Annotated in this window: 25 protein-coding genes and 1 pseudogene; 23 read left to right on the top strand and 3 right to left on the bottom strand. The window is 36.1% G+C overall.

Annotated elements, in window-relative coordinates; translation table 11 throughout:
• Window positions 1–56: 56 nt before the first annotated feature.
• From ACIQ38_RS20060 to ccsB, 3 genes are all read left to right on the top strand, one after another.
• Window positions 57–584 carry an AAA family ATPase gene (locus tag ACIQ38_RS20060; RefSeq protein ID WP_402827382.1) on the top strand — a complete coding sequence of 176 codons (528 nt, stop codon included), beginning with the start codon at window positions 57–59 and terminating at the stop codon, window positions 582–584.
• 59 nt (window positions 585–643) lie between these two features.
• Complete coding sequence (locus ACIQ38_RS20055) at window positions 644–1123, top strand: NUDIX hydrolase (RefSeq protein ID WP_402827379.1); 480 nt, start codon at window positions 644–646, stop codon at window positions 1121–1123.
• Between the two features lie 424 nt (window positions 1124–1547).
• On the top strand, window positions 1548–2753 hold the full coding sequence (ccsB, locus tag ACIQ38_RS20050; RefSeq protein ID WP_402827376.1) for a c-type cytochrome biogenesis protein CcsB: 1206 nt from the start codon (window positions 1548–1550) through the stop codon (window positions 2751–2753).
• Window positions 2754–2908: 155 nt separating this feature from the next.
• Here ccsB and ACIQ38_RS20045 read toward each other — a convergent pair whose 3' ends face one another.
• Window positions 2909–3886 carry an ABC transporter substrate-binding protein gene (locus ACIQ38_RS20045; RefSeq protein WP_402827373.1) on the bottom strand — a complete coding sequence of 326 codons (978 nt, stop codon included), beginning with the start codon at window positions 3884–3886 and terminating at the stop codon, window positions 2909–2911.
• Window positions 3887–4196: 310 nt separating this feature from the next.
• On the opposite strand from ACIQ38_RS20045, the gene ACIQ38_RS20040 reads away from it, so the two are divergent.
• The 7 genes and pseudogenes from ACIQ38_RS20040 to ACIQ38_RS20010 form a co-directional block, all read left to right on the top strand.
• The gene (locus tag ACIQ38_RS20040) at window positions 4197–5033 is read left to right on the top strand and encodes an ABC transporter ATP-binding protein (protein WP_402827370.1); all 837 of its coding nucleotides are present in this window, start codon (window positions 4197–4199) and stop codon (window positions 5031–5033) included.
• Between the two features lie 43 nt (window positions 5034–5076).
• Window positions 5077–6120 (top strand): FecCD family ABC transporter permease, encoded by a 1044-nt coding sequence (locus ACIQ38_RS20035; RefSeq protein ID WP_402827584.1) that lies wholly within the window; start codon window positions 5077–5079, stop codon window positions 6118–6120.
• Window positions 6117–7151 (top strand): FecCD family ABC transporter permease, encoded by a 1035-nt coding sequence (locus ACIQ38_RS20030; RefSeq protein WP_402827367.1) that lies wholly within the window; start codon window positions 6117–6119, stop codon window positions 7149–7151. The genes ACIQ38_RS20035 and ACIQ38_RS20030 overlap by 4 nt, the downstream gene beginning before the upstream one ends.
• Before the next feature lie 126 nt (window positions 7152–7277).
• Window positions 7278–8993 (top strand): ABC transporter ATP-binding protein, encoded by a 1716-nt coding sequence (locus ACIQ38_RS20025; RefSeq protein WP_402827365.1) that lies wholly within the window; start codon window positions 7278–7280, stop codon window positions 8991–8993.
• 163 nt (window positions 8994–9156) lie between these two features.
• On the top strand, window positions 9157–10782 hold the full coding sequence (locus ACIQ38_RS20020; protein ID WP_402827362.1) for an ABC transporter substrate-binding protein: 1626 nt from the start codon (window positions 9157–9159) through the stop codon (window positions 10780–10782).
• A gap of 77 nt (window positions 10783–10859) precedes the next feature.
• Window positions 10860–11831, top strand: coding sequence for an ABC transporter substrate-binding protein (locus ACIQ38_RS20015; protein WP_402827359.1), 972 nt, complete (start codon window positions 10860–10862; stop codon window positions 11829–11831).
• A 100-nt stretch (window positions 11832–11931) separates the two neighbouring features.
• A pseudogene (locus tag ACIQ38_RS20010) lies at window positions 11932–12072 on the top strand (thioredoxin reductase); the annotation flags it as partial.
• 296 nt (window positions 12073–12368) lie between these two features.
• Here ACIQ38_RS20010 and ACIQ38_RS20005 read toward each other — a convergent pair.
• Window positions 12369–13796 (bottom strand): aldehyde dehydrogenase family protein, encoded by a 1428-nt coding sequence (locus ACIQ38_RS20005; RefSeq protein ID WP_402827356.1) that lies wholly within the window; start codon window positions 13794–13796, stop codon window positions 12369–12371.
• 221 nt (window positions 13797–14017) lie between these two features.
• On the opposite strand from ACIQ38_RS20005, the gene ACIQ38_RS20000 reads away from it, so the two are divergent.
• From ACIQ38_RS20000 to ACIQ38_RS19990, 3 genes are all read left to right on the top strand, one after another.
• Window positions 14018–14584: a DUF4256 domain-containing protein gene (locus tag ACIQ38_RS20000; RefSeq protein ID WP_402827353.1), complete on the top strand. Its 567-nt coding sequence runs from the start codon at window positions 14018–14020 to the stop codon at window positions 14582–14584.
• A 266-nt stretch (window positions 14585–14850) separates the two neighbouring features.
• Window positions 14851–15654 carry a hypothetical protein gene (locus ACIQ38_RS19995; protein ID WP_402827350.1) on the top strand — a complete coding sequence of 268 codons (804 nt, stop codon included), beginning with the start codon at window positions 14851–14853 and terminating at the stop codon, window positions 15652–15654.
• 9 nt (window positions 15655–15663) lie between these two features.
• Window positions 15664–16593: a DUF3307 domain-containing protein gene (locus ACIQ38_RS19990; RefSeq protein ID WP_402827347.1), complete on the top strand. Its 930-nt coding sequence runs from the start codon at window positions 15664–15666 to the stop codon at window positions 16591–16593.
• A gap of 71 nt (window positions 16594–16664) precedes the next feature.
• Here the strand turns inward: ACIQ38_RS19990 and prli42 are convergent, their stop codons facing one another.
• The gene (gene prli42, locus ACIQ38_RS19985; protein WP_402827344.1) at window positions 16665–16763 is read right to left on the bottom strand and encodes a stressosome-associated protein Prli42; all 99 of its coding nucleotides are present in this window, start codon (window positions 16761–16763) and stop codon (window positions 16665–16667) included.
• Between the two features lie 127 nt (window positions 16764–16890).
• Between prli42 and mce the strand changes: the two genes are divergently transcribed.
• The 10 genes from mce to ACIQ38_RS19935 all read left to right on the top strand — a co-directional run bounded on the left by mce (window position 16891) and on the right by ACIQ38_RS19935 (window position 24498).
• Window positions 16891–17301, top strand: a complete 411-nt coding sequence (mce, locus tag ACIQ38_RS19980; RefSeq protein WP_402827341.1) for a methylmalonyl-CoA epimerase — start codon at window positions 16891–16893, stop codon at window positions 17299–17301.
• A 4-nt stretch (window positions 17302–17305) separates the two neighbouring features.
• Entirely contained in the window at window positions 17306–18853 is a 1548-nt protein-coding gene (locus ACIQ38_RS19975; protein ID WP_402827338.1) for an acyl-CoA carboxylase subunit beta, read from the top strand.
• Window positions 18854–18868: 15 nt separating this feature from the next.
• Window positions 18869–19981: a M20/M25/M40 family metallo-hydrolase gene (locus ACIQ38_RS19970; RefSeq protein WP_402827335.1), complete on the top strand. Its 1113-nt coding sequence runs from the start codon at window positions 18869–18871 to the stop codon at window positions 19979–19981.
• 21 nt (window positions 19982–20002) lie between these two features.
• Window positions 20003–20488: a chemotaxis protein CheW gene (locus ACIQ38_RS19965; protein ID WP_402827333.1), complete on the top strand. Its 486-nt coding sequence runs from the start codon at window positions 20003–20005 to the stop codon at window positions 20486–20488.
• A gap of 117 nt (window positions 20489–20605) precedes the next feature.
• Window positions 20606–21175 carry a DUF6434 domain-containing protein gene (locus tag ACIQ38_RS19960; RefSeq protein ID WP_402827330.1) on the top strand — a complete coding sequence of 190 codons (570 nt, stop codon included), beginning with the start codon at window positions 20606–20608 and terminating at the stop codon, window positions 21173–21175.
• A gap of 156 nt (window positions 21176–21331) precedes the next feature.
• The gene (locus ACIQ38_RS19955) at window positions 21332–22576 is read left to right on the top strand and encodes a DNA polymerase IV (RefSeq protein ID WP_402827327.1); all 1245 of its coding nucleotides are present in this window, start codon (window positions 21332–21334) and stop codon (window positions 22574–22576) included.
• Window positions 22577–22688: 112 nt separating this feature from the next.
• On the top strand, window positions 22689–22976 hold the full coding sequence (locus ACIQ38_RS19950; RefSeq protein WP_402827581.1) for a metal-sensing transcriptional repressor: 288 nt from the start codon (window positions 22689–22691) through the stop codon (window positions 22974–22976).
• Window positions 22977–22993: 17 nt separating this feature from the next.
• Complete coding sequence (gene copZ / locus ACIQ38_RS19945) at window positions 22994–23200, top strand: copper chaperone CopZ (protein WP_402827324.1); 207 nt, start codon at window positions 22994–22996, stop codon at window positions 23198–23200.
• A gap of 221 nt (window positions 23201–23421) precedes the next feature.
• On the top strand, window positions 23422–23997 hold the full coding sequence (locus ACIQ38_RS19940; RefSeq protein WP_402827321.1) for a YdhK family protein: 576 nt from the start codon (window positions 23422–23424) through the stop codon (window positions 23995–23997).
• A 174-nt stretch (window positions 23998–24171) separates the two neighbouring features.
• Window positions 24172–24498 (top strand): four-helix bundle copper-binding protein, encoded by a 327-nt coding sequence (locus tag ACIQ38_RS19935; RefSeq protein ID WP_402827318.1) that lies wholly within the window; start codon window positions 24172–24174, stop codon window positions 24496–24498.
• Window positions 24499–24721 lie beyond the last annotated feature (223 nt).

Raw genomic sequence — 24721 nt, 5'->3', positions numbered from 1 at the left:
GCCTTCACGGTTTAAAACTTTGCACTTCATAACTATATAAAAAATGGGTGGAAATTATGAATAAAATTTATATTATATCTGGGCCAGCAGGCGTTGGTAAATCTACAACTGCAATGGGTCTTGCAGAAAAGTTTGATCAAAGTGCATATATTGAAGGTGATTTGCTCAATCATATGGTTGTCGGTGGATATCTTCAACCTTGGAAGAGCGAAGAATCACTTTCCTTAGTTTGGAAAAACATAGCCGATTTAAGTATTAATTTTGTAAAGGCAAATAAGAATGTAATTATTGATTATGTAGCTTTTCCAGAAGAGGTAGAACAATTTGCTCAAAGGATTTATACTAAGGTGCCTAATGTTGAAATTATATATGTTATTTTATGGGTGGGTAAAGATGAACTGTTGAGAAGAGATGCTTTAAGGATAAAAGAACATCAGATGGGAGATAGATGTTTAGAATTAGTGCAAGAGTTTGAAAATAAAGGAACAGATAAACGCTTTTTCTATCATACTACGCATTTGCTTCCAACGGATTTAGAGGAAGTCCTTCTGAATATTAGGGAAAATCCCTCATTTAAATATTGATTTATTCTTCAACAAGCTCCGAATATTAGCGCAGAAATATCTAAAAGGGGTGTTAAATTATGGGGTATATAGAAGATTTAAGAGCAGAAGTTGGTCATAGGCCATTAATATTCGTAGGTTCCGTTACGATTATTATTGATGAAATGGGGAGGCTGTTATTACAACAACGAAAGTTTCCACATGGCGCTTGGGGGATTACTGGAGGTCTAATGGAATTAGGAGAATCCACTGAGGATGTAGCTAGACGGGAAATATTTGAAGAGACTGGTCTAAAGGTTGATAAACTGAATCTCATAAACGTTTATTCTGGTCCAAAGAATTTCGTAAAAGCCGAAAATGGAGATGAATTCTATGTTGTTACAATTGCTTATTATGCAGAAGGCTTTGAAGGAGAGTTAAACATAGATAAATCGGAATCAATCACATTTGATTTCTTTTTTCCTAATGAATTACCACAGAACATTGTTAAAAGTCATAAAGTAATTTTGGATGAATTTTTAACTAAGCATTATACATGTGAAGGGCAAACAAATCGCTAATTTTTGTTTACTCAATAAGTTGGATGGCTAAAGAATAATCTCTTCTTAAACAAACTGCCTGTTTCGAAACAAAAGCTCCTCTGTTGTGATAATTATGCAGGGAAATAAAAGAGTTTGTATCTAAAATTGGTATAATAAGCAAATTATTTTACATGAGAACACTCCTTTTTGGCAATTTCTACAGCCTGAATGGAGAGTTCTCATTTTTTAGGTTAAGTACTTTATGCAAGTTCACCTAATCTCAACTGAAATATTTAGAAATTATCTTTTCTAAAAACAATATTCAATTTTGTCACAAAATTGACCAATGTAAAAATTAAAACACTCCCACTTTATAGAATATATTGGTTCCTTGGGATATATTAGACATACCAAGCATTAATATTTTGAAAATATAGAAAAAGTTTAGATGAGGAGTGTTTATATGGCTTTTAATTCTATTATATCCATTAGCAGCATGTCTTTATATTTTTCATTTGTTATTTACTTAATTGCGATTATACCTTTTGGATTAGCAGTAAAATCCACGAAAAAGGGAGCTATAAGGTTAGCAATTACACTAACTGGCATTGGCTTTGTTGCACAATTAAACTATTTCATATTAAGGTGGATTGTATCCGGGCATGCACCAGTTAGTAATCTCTATGAATTTTTAACCTTTTTTGGGATGATGTTAGTTGGGAGTTTTTTCGTTATTTTTTATATTTATCGACAGGCGATTATCGGTTTGTTTTTATTGCCAGTCTCGATTCTAATAATTGCTTATGCAAGTATGTTTGCAAAGGAAGTGACTCCTTTAATACCTGCATTACAAAGTAATTGGCTAACTATTCATGTATTAACGGTTGCTATTGCTAGTGCAATACTTTCCATTTCATTTGTAACTGGTTTAATCTATCTTATCAAAAAAATAGATCCAAATAAGAAAGATAAAAGGGTGTTCTTTTTAGAATTTATATTATATCTGTTGGTTGTTGTCGTAGGGTTTATCGTTATTACTACTGCTTTTAGAACAATTGATTACGCTGTAAGTTATGAGTATGAAAATAAGGAAGGGCAAATACAATATTACGATTATCATCTACCGGCTATTGTTGTTCCCGCAAACTCAAATACTGTTAAACCGCTAGATAAAACGGGGTACAGCTATGAATCAGCTGATCAATATCCAGGGCTAATCGAGATTCCTATAAACATTGAAGCATCGAAATTGAATACAATTATTTGGTCATTTCTTACAGGAACTATTTTATATGGATTGCTGCGTATCGTTACACGGAAAAAAATAGCCCAATTATTACGACCTTTAACCAATAAAGTAAATCTAACATTGATGGATGAAATCTCATATAGGGCTATTCTTATAGGTTTTCCATTATTCGCACTTGGTGGTCTATTCTTTGCGATGATTTGGGCACATCTTGCATGGGGACGTTTCTGGGGATGGGACCCAAAGGAAGTTTGGGCTCTTATTACATTTCTATTCTATACTGCTTTTCTACATTTTCGAATTAGTAAGGGATGGGAAGGCGAGAGGACTGCTTGGTTAGCTATTATTGGTTTTGGTACAATCGTTTTTAATCAAGTTTTTGTAAATCTAGTTATTGCTGGTTTGCATTCGTACGCATAATTTTATAGGGATTCGTGAGAAAAGTTCAGGTCAGTTTAATCAGAGTAAAATTTGAAAAATAATTTTGACGATTTAGTTAAATAAACAAAAAGCTTTACTTAGGATTATAGACAAACCTTGCTGTCTAAATCTAAGTAAAGCTTTTTAGTTAAGGTTTAGTTATTTTTACTTTCCATAAAATTTGAAATTTCGTTCATTTGATATTCTAGAGCGATTGGATCTTGAAAATAGAATGTATTAAGGTCATAGGTTAGAACTTGACCGGATTTTACAGCAGGTAGGTCATTCCATAGAGAACTTTTCATGATTTCTTTACTATTTTCTACTCCATTATCACGAACACCTAACAAGATATAATCCGCTTCGCCGAGATAGTCGGGAATAACTTCTTGGGAGATTTTCGCCCAACCTTCTTTAAACGCAATGTCTACTACTTTTTGAGGGGCATTTAATTGGAGCTCATTGTATATAACTTGACCACCACGACCGTATGAATCCCCAAAGAGGAATAAATCTTTATCCGTTACTTCCAAAATAACTATTTTAGGATTTTTGTTTAGAATCGGTTCCAATTCTTTCTTTTTCGTTTCTACTTTTTTGTCAAAATCAGCAAGGAATTGATTTGCTTCTTTTTCTCTATTTAAGATTTCAGCGAATACTAAAATGCGTTCTTTATAATCTCCATATTTACCAAATGGGATTAAAACTGTTGGCGCTATTTTGGAAAGTGCCTCATATTCTTCATCATTATAAGTAAGAATAAGATCAGGTTCTAATTCGATTACTTTTTCTATGGAGAACGATACTTTATCGCCTATATTTTCGACGTCTTTTAATGGTTCTTTAAAGTAAGGTGTTTCAAAAGCCCAACCTGTTGTGGCGATTGGAGTAATCCCAGAAGCTAAAACGTCTCCAATATAATCTTGATCAATTACAACAACACGTTCCGGATGCATTGGAAGCTCTATTGGACCTTTTTCACTTTCATACGTTCTCGTTTTTGCTGTTTCTTGTTCTTTATCGTTTTCCACTTCTTCTGTAGATTTACTGCTAGTACAACCACTTGCTATAAAAGCGACTAGTACTATGAAACATAGAAAAATGGCTCCGTTAAAGCTTTTATTCTTATACATAATATATCTCCTTTGCGAAACTATAATTGATAGTGATAATCATTATCACTCATAACTTATCAGTATTCTGAATAAAGGTCAAGTCAATATTCAATTATTCTAATAAATAGAGTTATATACCTAAATAATGGTCAGATTACATTGACAACTTCCAATTAATCTACTACACTCATTTAAGTGACACTGATAATCATTATCAACTGTAAAGGAGTTATTAATTTATAAGCAAAACAAACTGTCTACTATTCATTAGTCGTGACTACAAGACAAGGTGTTTTTGTTTTAAATAAAAGAAGAGGAGAGTAGTAGTATGGAAGCTTTAAAAGTAGATCAAGTAGCCATAGGGTATGCGAACGCAAATATAATTGAAGATTTAAGCGTCTCCATCCCCAAAAATAAAATAACGACGATTATAGGACCAAATGGTTGTGGTAAATCGACTTTATTAAAAGCGATTTCTCGTATATTGAAAACGAAAAAAGGTGCAGTTTATCTGGATGGAAAAGCAATTCATCAATTAGAAACAAAAGAAGTTGCTAAAAAAATGGCTATTTTACCACAAACTTCAGATGCACCGGGTGGTTTAACTGTATTTGAACTGATTTCTTATGGACGATTTCCACATCAGAAAGGATTTGGGACGTTAAAAAAAGAAGACTACGAATTTATAAATTGGGCGATTAATGTTACCGGCCTGGATGAGTTTAGGGATCGTCCCATTGATGCACTCTCAGGTGGGCAACGACAAAGAGTTTGGATTGCGATGGCACTTGCCCAAGATACAGAAATACTTATACTGGATGAACCAACAACCTATTTAGACCTTGCGCATCAACTAGATATATTACTTCTTTTGCAACGACTAAATGAGGAAGAGGGCAGAACAATTGTCATGGTGCTGCATGATTTGAATCATGCTTCTCGATTTTCGCATTATATGATTGCCATGAAAGACGGGACATTAATGACGGAAGGTAGTCCCGAAGAAGTAATGACTTTTTCAAACTTACAACTTGTATTTAATATCGAAGCATGTATTACAACCTGTCCTTTTAGTAATAATCCGATTTGTCTATCTTATCAGCTATGCCAAAAGGATCATCCATCTCCTTGGAAAAGTAGAGAGAAGATTCTAAGTGAAGTGTGAGTTTTGATATACAAAAAAAGGGAGATTACAAATGGGCAATTCGATAGAAACATCTACTAAAATGGAAAAATCAATTGACTATAAAAAAGATGCACGTCCGGTTATTGGCATCATAGTTCTGTTTTTTGGGACGTTAGCATTAATCTTGGCAATTGGTCTTTCCATTTCATTTGGTGCAGCAGATATTAAGCTTGCAACTGTTTGGACCGCTGTCTTTCATTTCAATGCTGATTTGACAGCACATCAAATTATTCAAGAGATTCGTTTGCCACGTGTTTTAGGTGCAGCGATGGTAGGAGCATGCTTTGCAGTTGCAGGTGCACTAATGCAAGGTATGACAAGGAATCCACTCGCTGATTCGGGTCTCTTAGGATTGAACGCTGGTGCTGCTTTTATGTTAGCACTTTGTTTTGCATTTTTTCCTGGTTTACCTTATATGTATTTAATCATGTATTCGTTTTTAGGTGCCGGCTTAGGAGTAGGGATAGTCTATGGTGTTGGATCCATGTCAAGAAATGGCTTAACGCCTATGCGTCTTGTTCTTGCAGGTGCGGCAGTAAGCGCATTATTAGGTGCACTTAGTGAAGGGATAGCGCTCTATTTTAGAATTGGACAAGATTTGGCGTTTTGGTATGCAGGCGGTGTATCTGGAACGAAGTGGATCAATCTGCAGATCATGTTTCCTTGGATTCTTGCAGCGATGATTGGAGCAATAATACTTTCTCGTTCCATTACACTATTAAGTCTCGGAGAAGAGGTAGCAGTCGGGCTTGGTCAAAAAGTAAAAACGATTAAATTATTCGGAATGATTATCGTATTAATATTGGCAGGCGCAGCAGTTTCTGTAGTCGGGGCGGTTGCTTTTGTTGGATTAATCGTTCCACATTTAACACGTTTAATCGTGGGGCATGATTATCGTTGGATTATTCCTTGTTCTATGGTAATGGGGGGACTTTTAGTTGTATTGGCAGATATATGTGCAAGAATGATAAACCCTCCATATGAAACGCCTATTGGTGCATTGATTTCATTAATTGGTGTTCCATTCTTCCTTTATCTTGCGCGTAAAGGAGGGAAAGAAATATGAGTAAAGCATATTTAACCGAGAAACAACGAAAAAGTAATAGACGGAATCTGTTCATTATTTATGGTTTAGGATTGCTAATAATAACGTTTTTTATCATTAGTATGAATACAGGCTTTATTCGTTTATCGCCAATTGAAGTAATCCAAACATTGTTCGGTCAAGGAACAGACAAGCAACAATTAATATTGTATGAATTTCGGTTGCCTCGCATTGTTATATCCATACTAGTCGGAATGGGACTTGCTATATCAGGTTGTATTTTACAGGGAATATCTCGTAATGCACTCGCGGACCCAGGTATTATAGGTATTAACGCGGGAGCTGGACTTGCTGTTATGCTTTTTATCTCATTTTTCCCGTCTACTACAGCTGTACCAGTGTTTTTGCTTCCGGTATTAGCGTTTTCAGGTGCTGGGATAACGGCAATTATCATCTATGTATTAGCGTATAAGCGGGATGAAGGTATTTCTCCGATGCGACTCATTTTAACTGGAGTTGCTATTGCAGCGGGTATCAGTTCTGCAATGATTGTTTTAACTCTTCGTTTAAGCCCTGAAAACTATCAATTTGTTGCTACTTGGTTAGCGGGTAGTATTTGGGGATCCAATTGGAAATTCGTTTTATCACTTTTACCTTGGATACTCATTTTAATTCCTTTTGTCTATTCAAAAGCACGCGTTTTAAACGTATTAAATTTAGGTGATTTAACAGCGACTGGACTTGGAACATCGATTGAAAAAGAGCGCCGTTTATTACTTGCTGCAGCTGTTGCTTTAGCTGGTGCTAGTGTGTCTGTGAGTGGTGGAATTGGATTTGTAGGACTTATTGGACCACATTTAGCCCGTCAATTGGTCGGGTCAAGGCATCAATTTTTAATACCAGCTGCTGCATTAACAGGTGGGCTTTTAGTACTTATTGCGGATACAATTGGACGCTCTATTTTACAGCCTTCAGAGATTCCAGCTGGGATTGTTGTCGCAGTGATTGGTGCACCGTATTTCCTTTATTTACTTTCCAGGTTGAAAGACTAATTGATATTAAATACGTGATGTCAGCGATAAAGCAGAAAATATATAGCTATTGAACAGTCAATGGAATGTTAATGATTGCATCACGATAGAAAGACTATTAGATGAAAATTAGGAGAGTGGCCAACATTGTTAAAACAGTTTTTCTCTTACTATAAACCTTATAAAACATTATTCATTATAGACTTTTCCTGTGCGGTTTTTGCCGCATTGTTGGAATTAGCTTTTCCGTTAGCGGTACATCGTGTGGTAGATGACCTGTTACCTAGCTCTAACTGGAGCTGGATCTTATGGGGGTGTATTTCACTACTTGGAATTTACATAATCAGTGCTGTACTCCATTTTGTAGTTACCTACTGGGGGCATAAACTAGGTATTTCTATTGAATCGGATATGCGTGAAAGGCTATTCACGCATGTGCAAAAATTGTCCTTCCGATTTTTTGACAATAATAAAACAGGTCATTTAGTTTCAAGAATGACAAATGATCTAATGGATATTGGTGAAATTGCGCATCATGGTCCTGAGGATTTGTTTATCGCACTTATGACACTTATTGGTGCATTTACTATCATGTTCACTATTAACCCACAACTTGCTGTTCTTACATTTATCATCATACCGCTTATTGTAAGTCTTTCCCTATACTTCAGTAAGAAAATGTCTGCTGCCTTTAGCCGTTTCTTTGCAGACATTGCAGATTTTAATGCACGTGTAGAAAACAATGTGAGTGGAATGCGTGTCGTTCAAGCTTTTTCGAACGAAGATCATGAAATTACACAATTCAAGGTAAATAATAGTCGTTTTCGTGATTCCAAATTAATTGCTTATCGTGTGATGGCTTGGAATTCATCTGTAAGCTACATTCTGATGAAAATTGTTACATTATTCGTTCTACTATGCGGAACTTGGTTTGTTATTAATAAAAACATGACATATGGAGAGTTTTTAGCCTTTGTTCTCCTTTCGAATGTGTTTTTAGGACCAATTCAACAAATTAACGGAGTTATTGAAATGTACCCAAAAGGTATTGCTGGCTTTAAACGATTTAATGAGATGCTTGACACGGAACCTGATGTGGCAGACGTACCGGATGCAATAGCTGTTAAGCATTTGGAGGGAAATATAGTATACGAAAACGTTTCTTTTGGTTATGAAGGCAAAGAAAATGTATTAAATAATATTAATTTAACGATTCGAGCAGGAGAAACAGTTGCCCTTGTTGGTCCATCAGGTGGTGGGAAGACGACAATGTGTAGTCTTCTGCCTCGCTTTTACGATATAAAAGAAGGGTCTTTGTTAATCGATGGAATAGAAACTAGACAAATGACGCTCGCTTCACTTCGCTCTCAAATTGGAATCGTCCAACAAGATGTTTTTCTATTTGATGGAACGATCCGCGAAAATATAGCATATGGCAATCTAAATGCTACTGAAGAGGAAGTATGGGAAGCGGCAAGAAGAGCACAGCTAGAGGAAATTATTTTAGCTCAATCGGAAGGGATGGACACGTTGATCGGGGAACGAGGCGTTAAATTGTCTGGTGGTCAAAAACAACGACTATCTATAGCCCGGATGTTCCTTAAAAACCCATCCATACTTATTTTGGATGAAGCTACATCTGCACTAGATACGGAAACAGAAGTTGCCATACAGCAAGCATTAACCGATTTATCGGTAGGGCGCACTACATTAGTAATAGCACACCGATTAGCAACGATTAAAAACGCAGATCGCATTATTGTTGTAACAGAAGATGGCATTACAGAACAAGGAAGCCATCAGGAGTTACTCGCTTTAAATGGAGCTTATACTAGGCTTCACGAAGCACAATTTGCAATTTAATAGAGAACTAATAAATAGCACTATTTTAGAATTCAAAACTATCACGTTATTTAAAGAGTAACGTGATAGTTTGCTATTTTAAAAGGTCTTAATATTCTACTAGCTTTACTACTTGCTGCCAGTTCAAATTTAGTTAATTAAGTAATTAAGAGGTGATGTAATCATGGACGATCAGTCATCCAAACATAATAGCTCGTTTTCTCATACATATTATATACCTGTAAGCATATCGAACTGGGAAGGCTCATTACCTAATAATGAACAAGAACGGACAACACTTCCTTGTATTTTAGTTATTACGAATGGAAGTGGTATACTCACTCTTCAAGAACAGCAGTTCAAGTTGTCACGTGGTTGTGTGGTACTTTGGCATAATTACCAGGAATTAAAGTTGTTTACTCAATCGCATACCACTTTTCAGGGAACACTGATTACGTATCGTTGCGTGACGAATGACTGCATTGAATCGAATGTACTGAAATTTCCTGAACCTCTTCAAAGCTATTCTTCCACCACGATAAGTGTAACGACAGAGTTAGAAAGGGCTTGGAAACAGCTGGATGAACGTAAACCATTTCAAGTGCAACAATTGTTTGTTGAGCTATTAGTAGAACTATATGAAGAACTTGAAAGACAACGACAAAAAAATAGCTCGTGGATGGAACAAGTGCTTCAGTATATAAACACACATTTTCATGAGGATTTGACTCGTGATCAAATGGCCGCATTTGCGAATGTTAGCCCCGAACATTTCTCCCGTGAATTTCGCAAACATACTACACAAACCTTCAGTTCCTACATTGCATTGCTTCGTATTCGTGCCTCTCAAAATAAGTTGTTATATGGTATACCAAAACTGGAGAGCTTAGCACAAGAAGTCGGGTACAAAGAGGGAAATTATTTAAGCAGGAAATTTAAGCAACTAGTAGGCTTGTCACCTACAGCCTTTCATCACAAACAAAAAAGGATAGTTGTTCTAAATAGTAATCATACTGCATGCTTGCTCGCATTAGGTTTAGTGCCGGAATTAGGTGTATATACGACATGGATGGATAATGTGCAACAAGTAAAATCAGATAAAAAAATAGATATATATAGTATTAGTGCGCATTCACTTAGTGAAAGAGTCGCCTCTGTCAGTCCGGATGTCATTATTGACTATAACAAAGTAAGTAATTATCAAAAACTGCTTGAGTTAGCTCCAATACTCGCCCTGCCGTTTATGAACATGAGCTGGAAGGAGCAATTTCGACTCATTGCTACTGTTGTGAATAGACAGTCAAAAGTAGAAGCATGGCTGAAACAATATGATGAAATAATTTGGAACTTTAACCGCGAACTAGACAAGCAACTAGGAGATAGGGGAACAGCTATAGTATGGGAGATTAATGCAAATTCTGCATATTGCTTTCATAGTAGCTTCGGTAGGGGAGCTCAAATCTTGTACGAAGATATCGGATTTCAATATCCGCATAAATTGCTTAAACGTAAGATTGCGCAAAAGGGGTATCTAGAGATTGAGGTAGAATCGATTGTCGATTATCCTGCTGATCATATTTTTATCACTGGATTACCTTCCAATAAAGAAGGAAAAGAGCGAATGGACCGTTTATTTTTATCAGAGAATTGGTTGGAAATGGAGGCAGTAGCAAAAAAGCAAGTCTATATCATGGACCAACCAGATTTGTTTTTTGGCTATGATCCACTGTCCTCTTTAGCACAAATAGATGAATTAATGAAAGTGTTAATATCACAAAATGGAAGAGCCAAACATCATGATCGTGCATAGACAATCTCTTTATAATCAATTAACATTGGGATTAATAGTGATAATGATTATCATTATTAATCAAGGAGGTTAATAAAATGCAGTCAACAAGAAATGAGATGGAAGTAAAAAGCTTAGTCGCTATGATTCCATTGTTACTACTTATAGCTCTAATACTGTCCGCTTGTGAATCTACCAATAATTCTACAGAAAAAATGAATGACTCGGTAGTTAAAGAAGAAAGCACAACCAAAAAGGTAATGACAGGTAATGGCGAAATTGAGATTCCTACTCATCCAAAACGTATAGTTGCTGAAGAGTACTTGGGCAGTTTGATCGCTTTAGATGTTATTCCAGTTGGGGCTCCTGGGTTATCCATTCAAAACTATTATTATAAAGATAAACTAGAAGGAATTGAGGATATTGGAGATTACGGAAACCCTTCCACTGAAAAAATTTTAGCACTCAATCCAGATATCATCATTTCTGGTAATAGTGAAAACTATGAGACACTTAGCAAAATCGCACCGACCATAGTTATACCCTATGGGGAACTATCAAATGTACATGATGAGTTAACATACTTTGGGGATTTACTTGGTCAAGAAGAGGCGGCACGTGTATGGCTAGAGCAATATGATCAACGTATTGCGGAAGCAAAATCTCAAGTGGACGCTGCCATTGAAGACAATTTAAGTTTCTCTATTTTGGAAGATGGCGGCAAGTCCACATGGGTGTACGGTGATAACTTTGGACGAGGTGGACAACCTATTTATCAAGCACTTGGCCGCAAACCTCCCGCTGGAGTAGCTGAAGAAATTATGGAAAAACAATGGGCTGAGATTTCAGAAGAAATGTTGGCAGAATACGCAGGTGATTTTATTATTATGACTTCTGATGACCGAACAGTAGAAGATTTTAAAGCGGATCCAATTTGGGGCAGTTTATCTGCTGTTAAAAATGATCGCCTTTATGTTTGGCCAGAAGAACGTTCTTGGTATTACGATCCTCTTGCTGTTCTTATACAAACAGAAGAACTTACAACATGGTTAACAAGTCTTGAAAAATAAAAGAATAAAGAAAGTCATATAACGTAATAAAGAGAGGAGCTAATAAAACGATTATTATCCACTTTGTTAGCTTCTTTCCAAGAATTAATGCATCTCGCAAAAAGATGCAGCAAACGCTGTGAATAAAGCAAAGCAATATATTACACCAGATGCTTATGGTCATGGAATGGTATCTTCACATAATGACATTTTTAAAGATAAAAATCGTGAATTAGTGAAGCATTTATATACAGTGAAATGAACTAACGTTTGTTATGTAAATAATTGAATTCAGTATAGAAGGAATTTATGATTTACATAATACAGCAGTTGAAAAAACATTTACAATAGAATTCCACTGTGATGCATTTGGAAATATATATTAATCTTGTTTTTAGCAAAAAAGTGAGCTTATTTGAAAAAAAAAAAGTTTTTATCAGAAGAGGCACTATACTTACGTAAAGGCCAGTAATTAATTTTGAAAGTTTAAGTATTCTCAAATTCCAGACGCACTAAAAAAGCTGCCCAAAAAACTTCTTGGACAGCTTTACTTCTATATTAAATTGGCATTCCCATAATCGCTTTAGGTTCTAGAAATTCTTCGATTCCATAATTTCCCCATTCACGGCCAATTCCGGATTGTTTAAACCCGCCAAAGGGTGCTGATAAATCTGATTGAGGATTATTGATCCTTATTTGTCCTGCTCGGATATTGGAAGCAACTTTCTTCAGTTCCTCTTTATCATTTCCGAATACATAACCAGCCAGACCATAGATGGTATCGTTGGCAATTTCAATTGCTTCGTCAAGATTGTTATATGTGATAACTGACATGACAGGTCCAAAGATTTCCACCTGTGCAATGGTCATATCGTTTTGCACATTCGTGAAAACGGTGATTTTGGAAAAGAATCCTTTATCGATTCCATCCGGTCTGCCTGGACCGCCGATAGCAAGAGTGGCACCTTCTTCTTGGCCCTTCTTGATGTAAGATTGAACTGTTTTCCACTGTTCTTCCGAAACTTGAGGACCCATGAATGTATTTTTATCCTGTGGATCACCGACAGGAAACTCTGTTACTAATTCTTTCATTGCTTTAATGAAATCATCATGCATTTCTTCTGGTACAATCATTCGTGTTGGTGCTGAACATACTTGCCCTGTATTCGTAGCGATCTGGGCTAAAGCAGTTTTCGCCGCTTCTTTTACATCTGCATCCTTTAAAATGACGAAAGGAGATTTTCCTCCAAGTTCTAATGAGACTTTTTTAATATCCTCTGCAGCATTTTTCATGATACTGCCTCCAACTGATCCCGAACCAGTAAAGGATACAAAATCGACATCCGGGTGAGTGCTGATCGCTTCCCCAACGATTGAACCTGAACCGTTCACCAGATTAAAGACGCCCTTAGGGACACCCGCCTTGTCAAAAATCTCCGCTATAATAATAGATGCAAATGGTGTTTGTGATGCAGGTTTCACCACTAAGGTACTACCAGCTGCTAATGCACTGGCTAGCTTTGTAGAAATCTGATTGGTAGGGAAATTCCATGGGGTGATTAGTCCTGATACTCCAATTGGCTCTTTTACGATATAAGAATTATCCCTTTCTTCTGTAAACTGAAAAGTTTTCAATTCCTCTGCAGCTTGTTTGAAGTGTGCAAGCCCCATTTGATAATGGATTTCCTCTGACTTTGTTATAGGAGCTCCGAGTTCTTCGGTCATTATTTTGATTAAGTCATCTTTCCGATTTTCATATTCTTTTGCAATATCCTCCAGAAGCTTCACTCGGTCTTCCACGGACATTTTAGAAAAGGAAGGAAAGGCCTCTTTTGCTGCTTGAACAGCTCGATTCACGTCTTCTTTCGTCCCACTGCTAATCTTACCAATCACTTCTTCTGTTGCCGGGTTTATCACTTCTATAGTCTCTGTAATAGTTGAATCCACCCATTCACCGTTGATGTAATGTTTTGTATGATTAAGCATATTTAAACTCCTTATAATTTGACTTATAAGAAAATATTCCCTTATAGATTATAGTTAAACATTGAAAAATAAAGAGAAATGGATTGACTAAATGCATCAAGAAGCTTTCAGAAATACAATGGGAGATGTTACACTTGAGTTACAGGTAGAAAACATTTAAAGACTTATTTATAAACATGAATTATGGACCTAATCTGTACAATTTAAAGGAGGAATATTATATGACAAACGGAAATAAGGAGTTGTCACTAGAACAACGTGAAGAGCTATTCAATACTTTAAAGGCACGTTTTGAGAAAAATATGAACCGCCATGAAGGTTTTGAATGGGATAATGTACAAGCTAGGCTCGAAGTTAACACTGAAAAACTGTGGTCACTAAATCAAATGGAAGCAACTGAGGGTGAGCCGGATGTTGTTGGCTATGATGAAAAGACGGGGGAATACATATTTTGTGATTGTTCAGCGGAAAGCCCTAAAGGTCGCAGAAGTGTTTGTTACGACCGTGAGGCACTGGAGTCAAGGAAAAAACACAAACCAGAAAATAGCGCAATTGATATGGCAACTGAAATGGGAATCGACCTTTTAACAGAAGAAGAGTACCGAGAACTGCAAAAGCTAGAAAGCTTCGATAAGAAAACGTCGAGTTGGGTGCAAACTCCTGCCAATATTAGAAAACTGGGCGGAGCAATATTTTGTGATTGGCGCTACGACACTGTCTTTGTTTACCATAATGGGGCTGATTCCTACTATGCTGCAAGAGGTTTTCGTGGATCTTTAAAGGTGTAATTTTGCATCGTACTAAAGTCACTGAAATGAGTTGCATTCATTTTTTTGCCGAAGATAAATTATAATATTTTGAAAAACAGCGGAAATCTTTTATGTACTTTCGCTGTTTTTTTATTCTTAATTTCCAAAAGCTTCAAATTAATAGTTTGATGAATAAATTCGATAAAAAAATCTAACTTAATATAAGTTAGACTATTTTATCGAATTAGTATTAAATTAGCCGAAATTCACTAACTAAGATATAATAAATAGTACGAGGAAAGAAAGTGGTGATATTAGTGGGAAATGCTATTTCTATTTTTATTATGGATATAACGGACTCAACAAAGCATAACAATGGAAAAGAACTTTCAGCGTATTTATCATTTTGGGAAAATATTATTAATGAACTTGGGAGTCGTAGTGAAAGCTTAACGGTTAGGGCAAATTATCGTATGGGTGATGAGATATTCCTAATTGCTGATGATTATGTGACAGCTTATACGGTTGCAACTTATATGTACTTTCTTTGGAAGTATCCTAAAAACAAACCATATTTCGGTATTTCTAGTGGGTATATTAATGATCCAATAGAGGATATTGATTTAGAAAGATGGAACCATTCAATCATTAAAGAAGCGAGAATTGCCAATGAATCGATTAAAAATGCTAAATCTAGGCATCAAGCGATTAAGGTATATGTAGAAGGAAATGAAGAAAGTAAATGCAAAATCGAAGAAAAAGTAATAAATCACATATTAAAATTACAACATCAGTTGGCCGAACATCAAACCCAAAAACAAAAAGAGATTACTGGGTTATATATGCTATATGGTGCTCAAAATACAATTGCTTCATTATTAAATAAATCTAAAGCGACGATTTCCAATCAATTTTCAAAGGGCGCTACGAGCATCATCCTAGAAAGTATTGCTCAACTTCAGGAGATATTGATTTTTAGTCAATTGAGTAGTGATGGGTTTGAAAATAAAAAGTTATTGGAAGAGAGGTTAAAAGACATTCAGGAAGAGTTAAAGCTTGTATTATTAAAAAATATTCATATCCTAACGGAACAATATGAAATAGAATAGGTGAGGATCTTGGGAGCATATACACTATTATTAGTACTAGGACAATTACTAGCTGATTTTTCGTTCCAAATGAAGTGGATATTTTTAAAAAATAACGAATCTAGAAAACATGGCATAAGGGGATCGTTAAAACAATCAGGCGTTCAATTAGGAATATATATAGTATTAACTTTCATTTTTTTCTTAATAGTGAATATGCAGGTGGATTATGTTCAGATTGCAATTGTTATAATAATTATTACATGTATTCATTTTTTTATCGACTTAGCCGCAAAATGGTTGGACGAATTATATAATAAAAAATATTCATCTGAATATATGAAAAGTCTCATGAGGTTGCTGATTTTTTTAGCGGTTCAAATATTTCATATGGCAACTATTATTTTAATCATACGTATTGTTACTAACACGGATATGAACTTCATAAAGAATTTGATCGCACTAATTACGTTAGATGAACGTTTATATCTGACTCAGGAATCTATGATAATTTTAAGTGGAATAATATTGTTAATTAACACATATTTTAGCGGTTTCATAATTTCGATTATATTACAACCTTTCAGACCCTCAAATTCCTATACTGAATCTAGAGAAGAAAAAAAAGTAACTATTACGAAAGACAATAAAATAAAAAATCAAGTATCTTCCAATGAAAGTGTTCAAATAGAAACACAAAGTATAGATGCAGTAATTCAGATACAAGACTCACCCAAAAATGCAGGTATAATAATAGGCATTGTCGAAAGGTTAATTATAATGGTTTTGGTCATGGTTAATGCAATTGGAAGTATAGGTTTCATAATAGCCATGAAAGCAATAACCAGATTTAAACAATTTGAGGATAAAAGTTTTGCGGAGTATTATTTAATCGGAAGTTTAATAAGTATCTTGTTTGGAATAGTATCTGGGTATTTGATGTTAAGTATTTGGAACTAAACTTTGTAATTTACAAATAAGTAATCAATAAAAAACAGCGGAAGCATACGAGCTACCGCTGTTTTCTAATATTATTGCAGAACGAAGCTTAATCCGAATAATAGGGAAGACATAACCATTACAAAAATCATTAAGTAAACAACAATTTTACGGAATTTTTGATTGCGCATGAAATTCTCTCCTTTAGTATGTACTACTATTTTAACAAAAACGAAAAAAATGACAAGAGGTAGCCAATCTTTTTGGAAATCTGTACAATAGAATAGAGAATAGTCAAACAGTAAGGGGTGTGCAACAATGGAAAAGGTCGATCATATAGGAATTGCTGTGAGAAATATAGAAGATTCCCTTCCATATTACACAGAAACATTAGGTTTGAAATTAATACATATTGAAGAGGTTCTATCTGAAAAAGTGCGAGTTGCTTTTATCGATAGCGGCAATGTAAAACTGGAATTACTTCAGCCTATGGACGAAACTAGCGCGGTACATTCCTTCATTGAGAAAAAAGGAGAAGGCATTCATCATGTTGCCTTCGGTGTAACAAATATTCAACAACGTTTAAATGAGCTAAAAGAAAAAGGGGTAAGGCTCATTCAAGAAACGCCAAAAGTTGGAGCGGGTGGTGCGCAAGTGGCATTCATTCATCCAAAATCATCTGGTGGGGTTTTATATGAGCTTTGTGATAAAACAGGGGGAGCGAAGTAAATAAATGGATATTTATGAAAAAATCAATGATTTATATGATCGTAAGCGTAAAATTGAATTAGGTGGCGGAGACGAGCGTATCGAAAAGCAACATGAAAAAGGGAAGCTTACTGCTCGTGAACGCATTGAATTACTCGTGGATAAAGGATCATTTGTTGAGTTAAATCCATTTATCCAGCATCGTACCGTTGACTTTGGGATGGACAAGCAAGTTGGACCTGGTGACGGGGTAGTCACAGGGTATGGAAAAGTAAATGGTCGACCAATTTATCTATTTTCACAAGATTTCACGGTATTTGGTGGAGCACTTGGTGAAATGCATGCGTTGAAAATAGCGAATGTTATGGATTTAGCCGCAAAAAATGGAGCTCCTTTTATCGGACTAAATGATTCTGGTGGTGCTCGTATTCAAGAAGGGGTTGTTTCTCTAGATGGATACGGACAAATCTTTTATCGTAATGCGATTTATTCCGGTGTGATTCCACAAATTTCGGTTATTTTAGGCCCTTGTGCTGGTGGAGCAGTGTATTCACCTGCAATTACCGATTTCGTTTTTATGACGGATGAAACGAGTCAAATGTTCATCACGGGACCAAAAGTGATTGAAACGGTTACTGGTGAAAAGATTTCTGCAGAAGACTTAGGTGGGTCAAAAGTACATAACACGATTAGTGGTAATGCTCATTTCCGTGGCAAAACGGAAGAAGAAGTACTAGAAAATGTTCGTTTACTATTAAGTTATCTACCTCAAAACTTTGAGGAAAAACCGGCTATTACAGATGTGGCATCGGAAAACGATGACCGTCCTGATTTAGCAGATATCGTGCCATTTGAAGCAGTTCGTCCTTATGATATTCGCAAAGTGATTGAACAAGTAGTAGACACTGATTCTTTTCTAGAAGTACAAAAAGAGTTTGCGAAAAATATTGTCATCGGTTTAGCACGTATTAAAGGAGAAGTAGTGGGACTCGTTTGTAACCAACCTAAAGTGATGGCTGGCGGACTGGATATCGACTCCAGTGATAAAGCGGCTCGCTTCATTCGTTTTTGTGATTCCTTTAATATTCCTATTATTACATTTGAAGATGTTACTGGTTTCTTCCCTGGTATTAAGCAAGAGCACGGAGGAATTATCCGTCACGGAGCGAAGATTTTATTTGCCTATTCGGAAGCAACTGTTCCGAAAATGACCGTTATTTTACGTAAAGCATATGGCGGGGCTTATGTTGCACTAAACTCCAAGTCGATAGGTGCAGATGTCGTGTTCGCATGGCCGAATGCGGAGATTGCTGTTATGGGACCACAGGGGGCTGCAAATATTATTTTTGCAAAAGAAATCGCCAACAGCGAGGATCCTGAAAAAGTTCGTGCAGAGAAAATAGAAGAATACCGTGAAAAATTTGCTAACCCGTATGTAGCAGCTTCGATGGGGATGGTGGACGATGTAATCGATCCTCGTGAAACACGTATTAAGCTAATCCAAGCATTAGATATGATGCGTAACAAAAAAGAAACAAGACCAAACAAAAAACATGGTAATATTCCATTATAAAGGAGTCTACACAACATGAACCGTTTAATAGAAGAATTTTTTGAATTAGTAAAAATAGATTCCGAAACGAAACACGAGGAAATAATCGCACCGATCTTAACAAAAAAATTAGAGCAATTAGGTTTTTCTGTCGTAGAAGATGATTCTGCTGAACGAACTGGGCATGGTGCAGGTAATTTAATCGCCACTTTAAAAGGAACTAAAGCAGATGTGGATGCAATTTATTTCACTGTTCATATGGATACAGTTGTTCCAGGTAAAGGAATCCAACCAATTTTAAAAGAAGATGGCTATATTTATTCGGACGGAACAACTATTTTAGGAGCGGATGATAAAGCAGGAATTGCTGCGTTATTTGAAGCTATTCGTCGTTTGAAAGAGCAAGATGTACAACATGGTGATATCCAAGTTGTCATAACAGCTGGAGAAGAAAGTGGTTTAGTTGGAGCAAAAGAAATGGATTCTTCCTTACTTACAGCTAAATACGGCTATGCTATTGATAGCGATGGTCCAGTAGGCGGGATTGTTACTGCTGCTCCGTTTCAATCTAAACTGTGGACAACGATTACTGGTAAAACAGCACATGCTGGAGTTGCACCTGAAAAAGGAATTTCTGCTATCACATTAGCTTCTAAAGCAATTTCTGCGATGAAATTAGGTCGTATCGATGCAGAAACGACTGCTAATATTGGTCGCTTTGAAGGTGGACAAGCAACAAATATCGTATGCGATGAAGTGCATATTTTATCAGAAGCACGTTCTCTTCATAGCGAAAAATTAGAAGCACAAGTGGCTCATATGGTAGCTACGTTCGCAGAAACAGCAGAAAAACTAGGCGGTACAGCTAAAACGGAAACGGAATTAATGTATCCTGGTTTCCATTTTGAAGAGGATCACGAAGTAGTACAAGTAGCGAAAAAAGCGGTTGAAAAAATTGGTCGAACTGCCGATATAAAAAGAAGCGGCGGAGGTAGTGATGCAAATGTCATTGCCGGATTTGGGATTCCAACGGTTATTTTATCGGTTGGTTATGAGGAAATTCATACGACAAATGAACGCATGCCAGTAGTAGAGCTAGAAAAATTGGCTGATTTACTTGTAGAGATTGTAAAAGTAGCAGCAGAATAACGTATACAGGAGGTGCTGTTATTGACTAATGAAAAAGTAGTTGTTTTTCAATGTGGAAATGAAGAATATGCGGTTCCAATTGAACATGTCGTATCGATCGAAAAATTGGAACAAGTAAACCCGATCCCACATTTACCGAATTATTTAATCGGACTTATGAAGATTCGTGGAGAACTCGTTCCAATTATCGACTTCGAAGAAATTTTATATCATCGAAGCGGTGTAAATTATGAGAATGCTCGTGTCGTGACGATGCATACACAAGATATGTCTATTGGAATTCTAGTGAAGGAAGCAAAAGAAATACTAGATATTCAAGCGGATGATTTAAAGCAAATTGGTCTTGTAAACTACACGAAAACACAATATTTTACTGCGGTTGCAAATTTAGAGAATCGAATGATTACCATCGTTGATCCATCTATTTTAGTTCGTTCTTTAGAAGGCATTAAAGATATCCAATCGTATTTGGAAAATGTTAAAAAGGAAGAACAAGCAACTATGTAGCATCAATAGTCGCTAACATAATAAATGTCTATCAAATTGTTCGTTGATTTGGTAGGCGTTTTTATTTTTTTGATTAACAAGAACTAATGTTCTATAATGGGTATGGAGGTGTTTTTGTTGAGGCCAAAACTTACAAAAAATATGACAGTGCAAAGTTTTAAAGATTACTATTGGTTGAAGGAAGAATTACAGTCATTTTGTAGAGAAAATGGAATAAGTGCCACTGGTTCTAAAGTGGAGATTTCCAATAGGATTGAAATATTTCTTCTAACCGGTGAGATAAAAAATCCAATTAGAAAATCATTGGTAAATAAAAAAGAAGCGCCACAAGATAATCTAAGCCCTGAAACAGTTATTGCGGTAAATCATCGCTGTAGTCAAGCGGTACGAGCATTTTTTAAGACAGTAATTCCTAATTTTCATTTTTCTACTTATATCCAAAACTACTTTAAAAACAATATTGGAAAAACGTATAATGACGTTATTAATGCTTGGTATGAAGAAGAAGCACGTAAGAAAAACCCATCTTACACGAAAAAAATTGCTCCTCAATTTGAATACAACCAATTTATTCGTGATTTTTTTGCTGATCCTAAAAACAAAGGGAAAAGTCGTGAAGAAGCGATTAAAGTTTGGAACAAAATCAAGACACTGCCGGGAAGCAATAAATATACATATAATCAGTAGTCTTTCAACGAATCAAAATAAGCTGATTGCCACATTATAACTTGGCAATCAGCTTATTCTCTTTTAACTATGACCATTCTACCGCTTTTCCCTACCAGTAGTACGAAAGCAGACAATATTGCTATAATAATGTAATACAAAGTGGAGGTGAGGAACGTGCAACATAAGCCGAGAATAATATTTCATCTAGATATGAATAGTTTTTACGCTTCTGTCGAACAAGCACATGATCCTTCATTGAAAGGAAAAGCGATTGCAGTTGCAGGAGATCCCAAACAAAGACGTGGAATTTTAGTTACTTGTTCCTATGAAGCGCGCGCTAAAGGTGTCTATACGACGATGTCCGTTTGGGAAGCAAAACGGAAGTGTCCGGAGCTGATTTTATTGCCACCTAATTTTGAACGGTATCGTGCTGCATCAAAGGCGATGTTTGATATATTGCGTTCGTATACACCGCTTGTAGAACCGGTGTCGATTGACGAAGGATATATGGACGTGAGTGAGGTGGAAATGGGACAAGATGCTGTTGCATTTGCGGAATCGATTCAACAGCGAATTATTCGAGAACTCGATTTACCAAGCTCCATAGGAATCGCTCCGAATAAGTTTTTAGCAAAAACCGCATCAAATATGAAAAAACCAATGGGAATCACGGTTTTACGTAAACGAGAAGTGGCAGAAAAACTTTGGCCACTTCCGGTTATCGAAATGCATGGTGTTGGAGAAAGCACATCCAAAAAGTTTGCAGAATTCGATATACATACAATTGGAGACTTGGCAAATGCCGCTCCTGGTCTGTTAAAAGAGAAATTGGGGAAAGTAGGAATACGACTATCCGAACGTGCAAATGGAATCGACCACAGAAGAGTAGATCCCGAATCAGTTTTCGATACGAAAAGTGTGGGGAACTCTACAACACTCCCTTATGACGTAACAGATGTAGAAGAAATTGATAAAGTGTTACTCCTTCTTTCGAAAAAAGTAGCAGCTCGACTTGAGTCCAAAAATTTGGCTGGACGGTCAATTACAATTCATATTCGTGACGCTAATTGGAAAAATAAAACGAGAAGCAAGACAGTAACCAATCGACTATTTGAAGAACAAGAAATTTTTCAGCTCGCTACAAAGTTGTTTCATGCCACTTGGAAAGAGGAACCAATCCGATTGCTCGGTATTACGGTAAACAATGTGTACGATAAAGGGGAATCTGTAGAACAGCTTTCTATTTTTAATTTTGAAGAACATGCAAAAGAAGAGCCTATATTGAAACTTGTAGAACAGCTACAAACTAAGTTCGGGAAAGATACGATTAAAAGAGGAATTAAATTCAAAAAGAAAGCGACCATGGAATCGAAAACAAGCTTTAGTAAAGATTTTTTGGATGATCACGAAAAAAAATAAACAAATTCTTCTCGCTTTACATACCCTACGAGGGTACTGTATTATAGGAAAGGGATAGGAGGTTGGATAATTGGACAATCTTAGCACAGAAGATAATAATGTCTCATCCGATATGTCTTGTCGGAAAAGTCATCATCCTGAACATGTAAAAAAAGATTTAACAACTCGGTTAAATCGAATAGAAGGTCAAATCCGTGGTATTAAAGGAATGGTAGATAAGGATGTCTATTGTGACGATATTATTACCCAACTTTCGGCCACTCAATCTGCTTTAAACAGCGTAGCAAAAGTTCTTCTACAAGGACATTTAAAAGGCTGTGTAGTAGATAGATTAGCGGAAGGTGACGATGAAGTACTAGATGAGCTACTAGTTACCATTCAAAAATTAATGAGAAAATAAAAGGAGTAGTGGTACAGATGGAAAATATAACATTGAATGTACAAGGAATGTCTTGTGGGCATTGTGTAAATGCTGTAGAAAGTAGTGTTGGTAAATTAAATGGCGTGGAACAAGTAAAAGTTCACTTAGAGTCTGGAAAAGTAGATGTGTCATTTGATAACGAAAAAGTAACATTGAGCGAAATTAAAGAAACAATAGATGATCAAGGGTATGATGTGGCATAGGGTGCTTTTTTAGCACTCTCTTTCTTACGATTTTATATACCCCCTAGTAGTATGAAGGGTAAGGTGAGTATCAAAGAACTATGTATTAAAAGAGATGGGTTTACAAATTACGGAAATGACGTGTGCGGCATATGCATTAAGTATAGAAAAAGGGTTACTGAATATCTCAAAACTAAAGTCACGAGGTTCTATGGTGTAAAACAAAATTGAGGAGGAATACGATGAAAAAAGAAATAGTGATTAGTATTGTAAGTTTGTTCGCAGCATTTACATTAACAGCTTGTGGTGGTAATACGACTGACAACGAAAAAAAGGATACACATTCAAGTACAGAAGAAAACATGCCCATGGATCACTCTATGATGGATCATTCTAGTTCAGGGGAAGTTCCCGAAGGTTTGAAAGTTGCAGAAAATCCAACTTATCCAGTAGGAAGCCAAGCAATTATCGAAACGGATCACATGGAAGGGATGAAGGGTGCAGAAGCAACAATTGTGGGTGCCTATGATACAACAGTCTATACGATATCTTATACTCCGACTACAGGTGGAGAGAAAGTTACCAATCATAAATGGGTGATTCAAGAAGAGATCAAAGAAGCTGGTAGTGAAACACTAAAACCAGGATCAAAAGTAACGATAGAAGCTAATCATATGGAAGGGATGCAAGATGCAAGTGCGGAAATAGATTCAGCTGAGAAAACGACAGTTTATATGATTGATTACACGTCAACAACTAATGGAGAAAAAGTGACCAATCATAAATGGGTTACGGAAAGTGAACTATCGTCAAAATAAGTGTCTCACAAGATATTTATAATCGAAAAAAGGTAGCTGTCCTATTTATGGACAGCCCTTTTTACATTTAGCTTTAAACGAAAATGTATGAAGTACTTCTTCTTTTTAGTTTAAGACCATATTTATAGGGAAAATTAAAGTGAAAACTTTTATTAAAATCTAGGAGGAGTTTCGATGAATTCAAATTATGAAGAATGTCTGAAAGCTTGTTTAGAATGTTTAAAGGCTTGTAACACATGCTTTGATGCTTGTTTACAGGAAGATGATGTAAAAATGATGGCAGAGTGCATCCGACTAGATCGTGCTTGTGCAGACATTTGCGCGTTTGCAATTCAAGCTATGACTTCCAATAGCCCATTCGTAAAAGAAATATGTCAGCTTTGCGCGGAAATCTGTGAACGCTGTGCGGAAGAATGTGCTAAGCATGAGCATGACCACTGTCAACAATGTGCGGATGCTTGCTATAAATGCGCAGAAGCATGTCGTCAAATGAGTATGTAAGGGAGATATAGGATTAAATTTAGAGGCTACTGAAAAAGTCAAAGTAACTGACTTTGCAGTGGCCTTTCCTAGTTTAGACGCTAGATTAATACTACCCTATACTTTAGGTACCTTATTATCTCTTGACGTTTTTTCTTACGGTAATCTGTTGCAAGACATGTTTTGAAAAGGTAGTATTAAAGGAATAAAAGTAAAAAATACACATTAGAGCCAAAGTGGGTAT

The organism is Psychrobacillus sp. NPDC096389 (assembly GCF_044762855.1).
Lineage (GTDB): Bacteria > Bacillota > Bacilli > Bacillales_A > Planococcaceae > Psychrobacillus.
Note: the sequence above shows the minus strand (reverse complement) of the source record. Positions and strands in the feature narration are given on the sequence as shown.

Bases quoted from the DNA above. Each gene is read 5' to 3' on its own strand.
- ACIQ38_RS20060 (WP_402827382.1), top strand. From the start codon at position 57: ATGAATAAAATTTATATTATATCTGGGCCAGCAGGCGTTGGTAAATCT.
- ACIQ38_RS20055 (WP_402827379.1), top strand. From the start codon at position 644: ATGGGGTATATAGAAGATTTAAGAGCAGAAGTTGGTCATAGGCCATTA.
- ccsB (WP_402827376.1), top strand. From the start codon at position 1,548: ATGGCTTTTAATTCTATTATATCCATTAGCAGCATGTCTTTATATTTT.
- ACIQ38_RS20045 (WP_402827373.1), bottom strand. From the start codon at position 3,886: ATGTATAAGAATAAAAGCTTTAACGGAGCCATTTTTCTATGTTTCATA.
- ACIQ38_RS20040 (WP_402827370.1), top strand. From the start codon at position 4,197: ATGGAAGCTTTAAAAGTAGATCAAGTAGCCATAGGGTATGCGAACGCA.
- ACIQ38_RS20030 (WP_402827367.1), top strand. From the start codon at position 6,117: ATGAGTAAAGCATATTTAACCGAGAAACAACGAAAAAGTAATAGACGG.
- ACIQ38_RS20020 (WP_402827362.1), top strand. From the start codon at position 9,157: ATGGACGATCAGTCATCCAAACATAATAGCTCGTTTTCTCATACATAT.
- ACIQ38_RS20015 (WP_402827359.1), top strand. From the start codon at position 10,860: ATGCAGTCAACAAGAAATGAGATGGAAGTAAAAAGCTTAGTCGCTATG.
- ACIQ38_RS20005 (WP_402827356.1), bottom strand. From the start codon at position 13,796: ATGCTTAATCATACAAAACATTACATCAACGGTGAATGGGTGGATTCA.
- ACIQ38_RS20000 (WP_402827353.1), top strand. From the start codon at position 14,018: ATGACAAACGGAAATAAGGAGTTGTCACTAGAACAACGTGAAGAGCTA.
- prli42 (WP_402827344.1), bottom strand. From the start codon at position 16,763: ATGCGCAATCAAAAATTCCGTAAAATTGTTGTTTACTTAATGATTTTT.
- mce (WP_402827341.1), top strand. From the start codon at position 16,891: ATGGAAAAGGTCGATCATATAGGAATTGCTGTGAGAAATATAGAAGAT.
- ACIQ38_RS19975 (WP_402827338.1), top strand. From the start codon at position 17,306: ATGGATATTTATGAAAAAATCAATGATTTATATGATCGTAAGCGTAAA.
- ACIQ38_RS19970 (WP_402827335.1), top strand. From the start codon at position 18,869: ATGAACCGTTTAATAGAAGAATTTTTTGAATTAGTAAAAATAGATTCC.
- ACIQ38_RS19950 (WP_402827581.1), top strand. From the start codon at position 22,689: ATGTCTTGTCGGAAAAGTCATCATCCTGAACATGTAAAAAAAGATTTA.
- copZ (WP_402827324.1), top strand. From the start codon at position 22,994: ATGGAAAATATAACATTGAATGTACAAGGAATGTCTTGTGGGCATTGT.
- ACIQ38_RS19940 (WP_402827321.1), top strand. From the start codon at position 23,422: ATGAAAAAAGAAATAGTGATTAGTATTGTAAGTTTGTTCGCAGCATTT.
- ACIQ38_RS19935 (WP_402827318.1), top strand. From the start codon at position 24,172: ATGAATTCAAATTATGAAGAATGTCTGAAAGCTTGTTTAGAATGTTTA.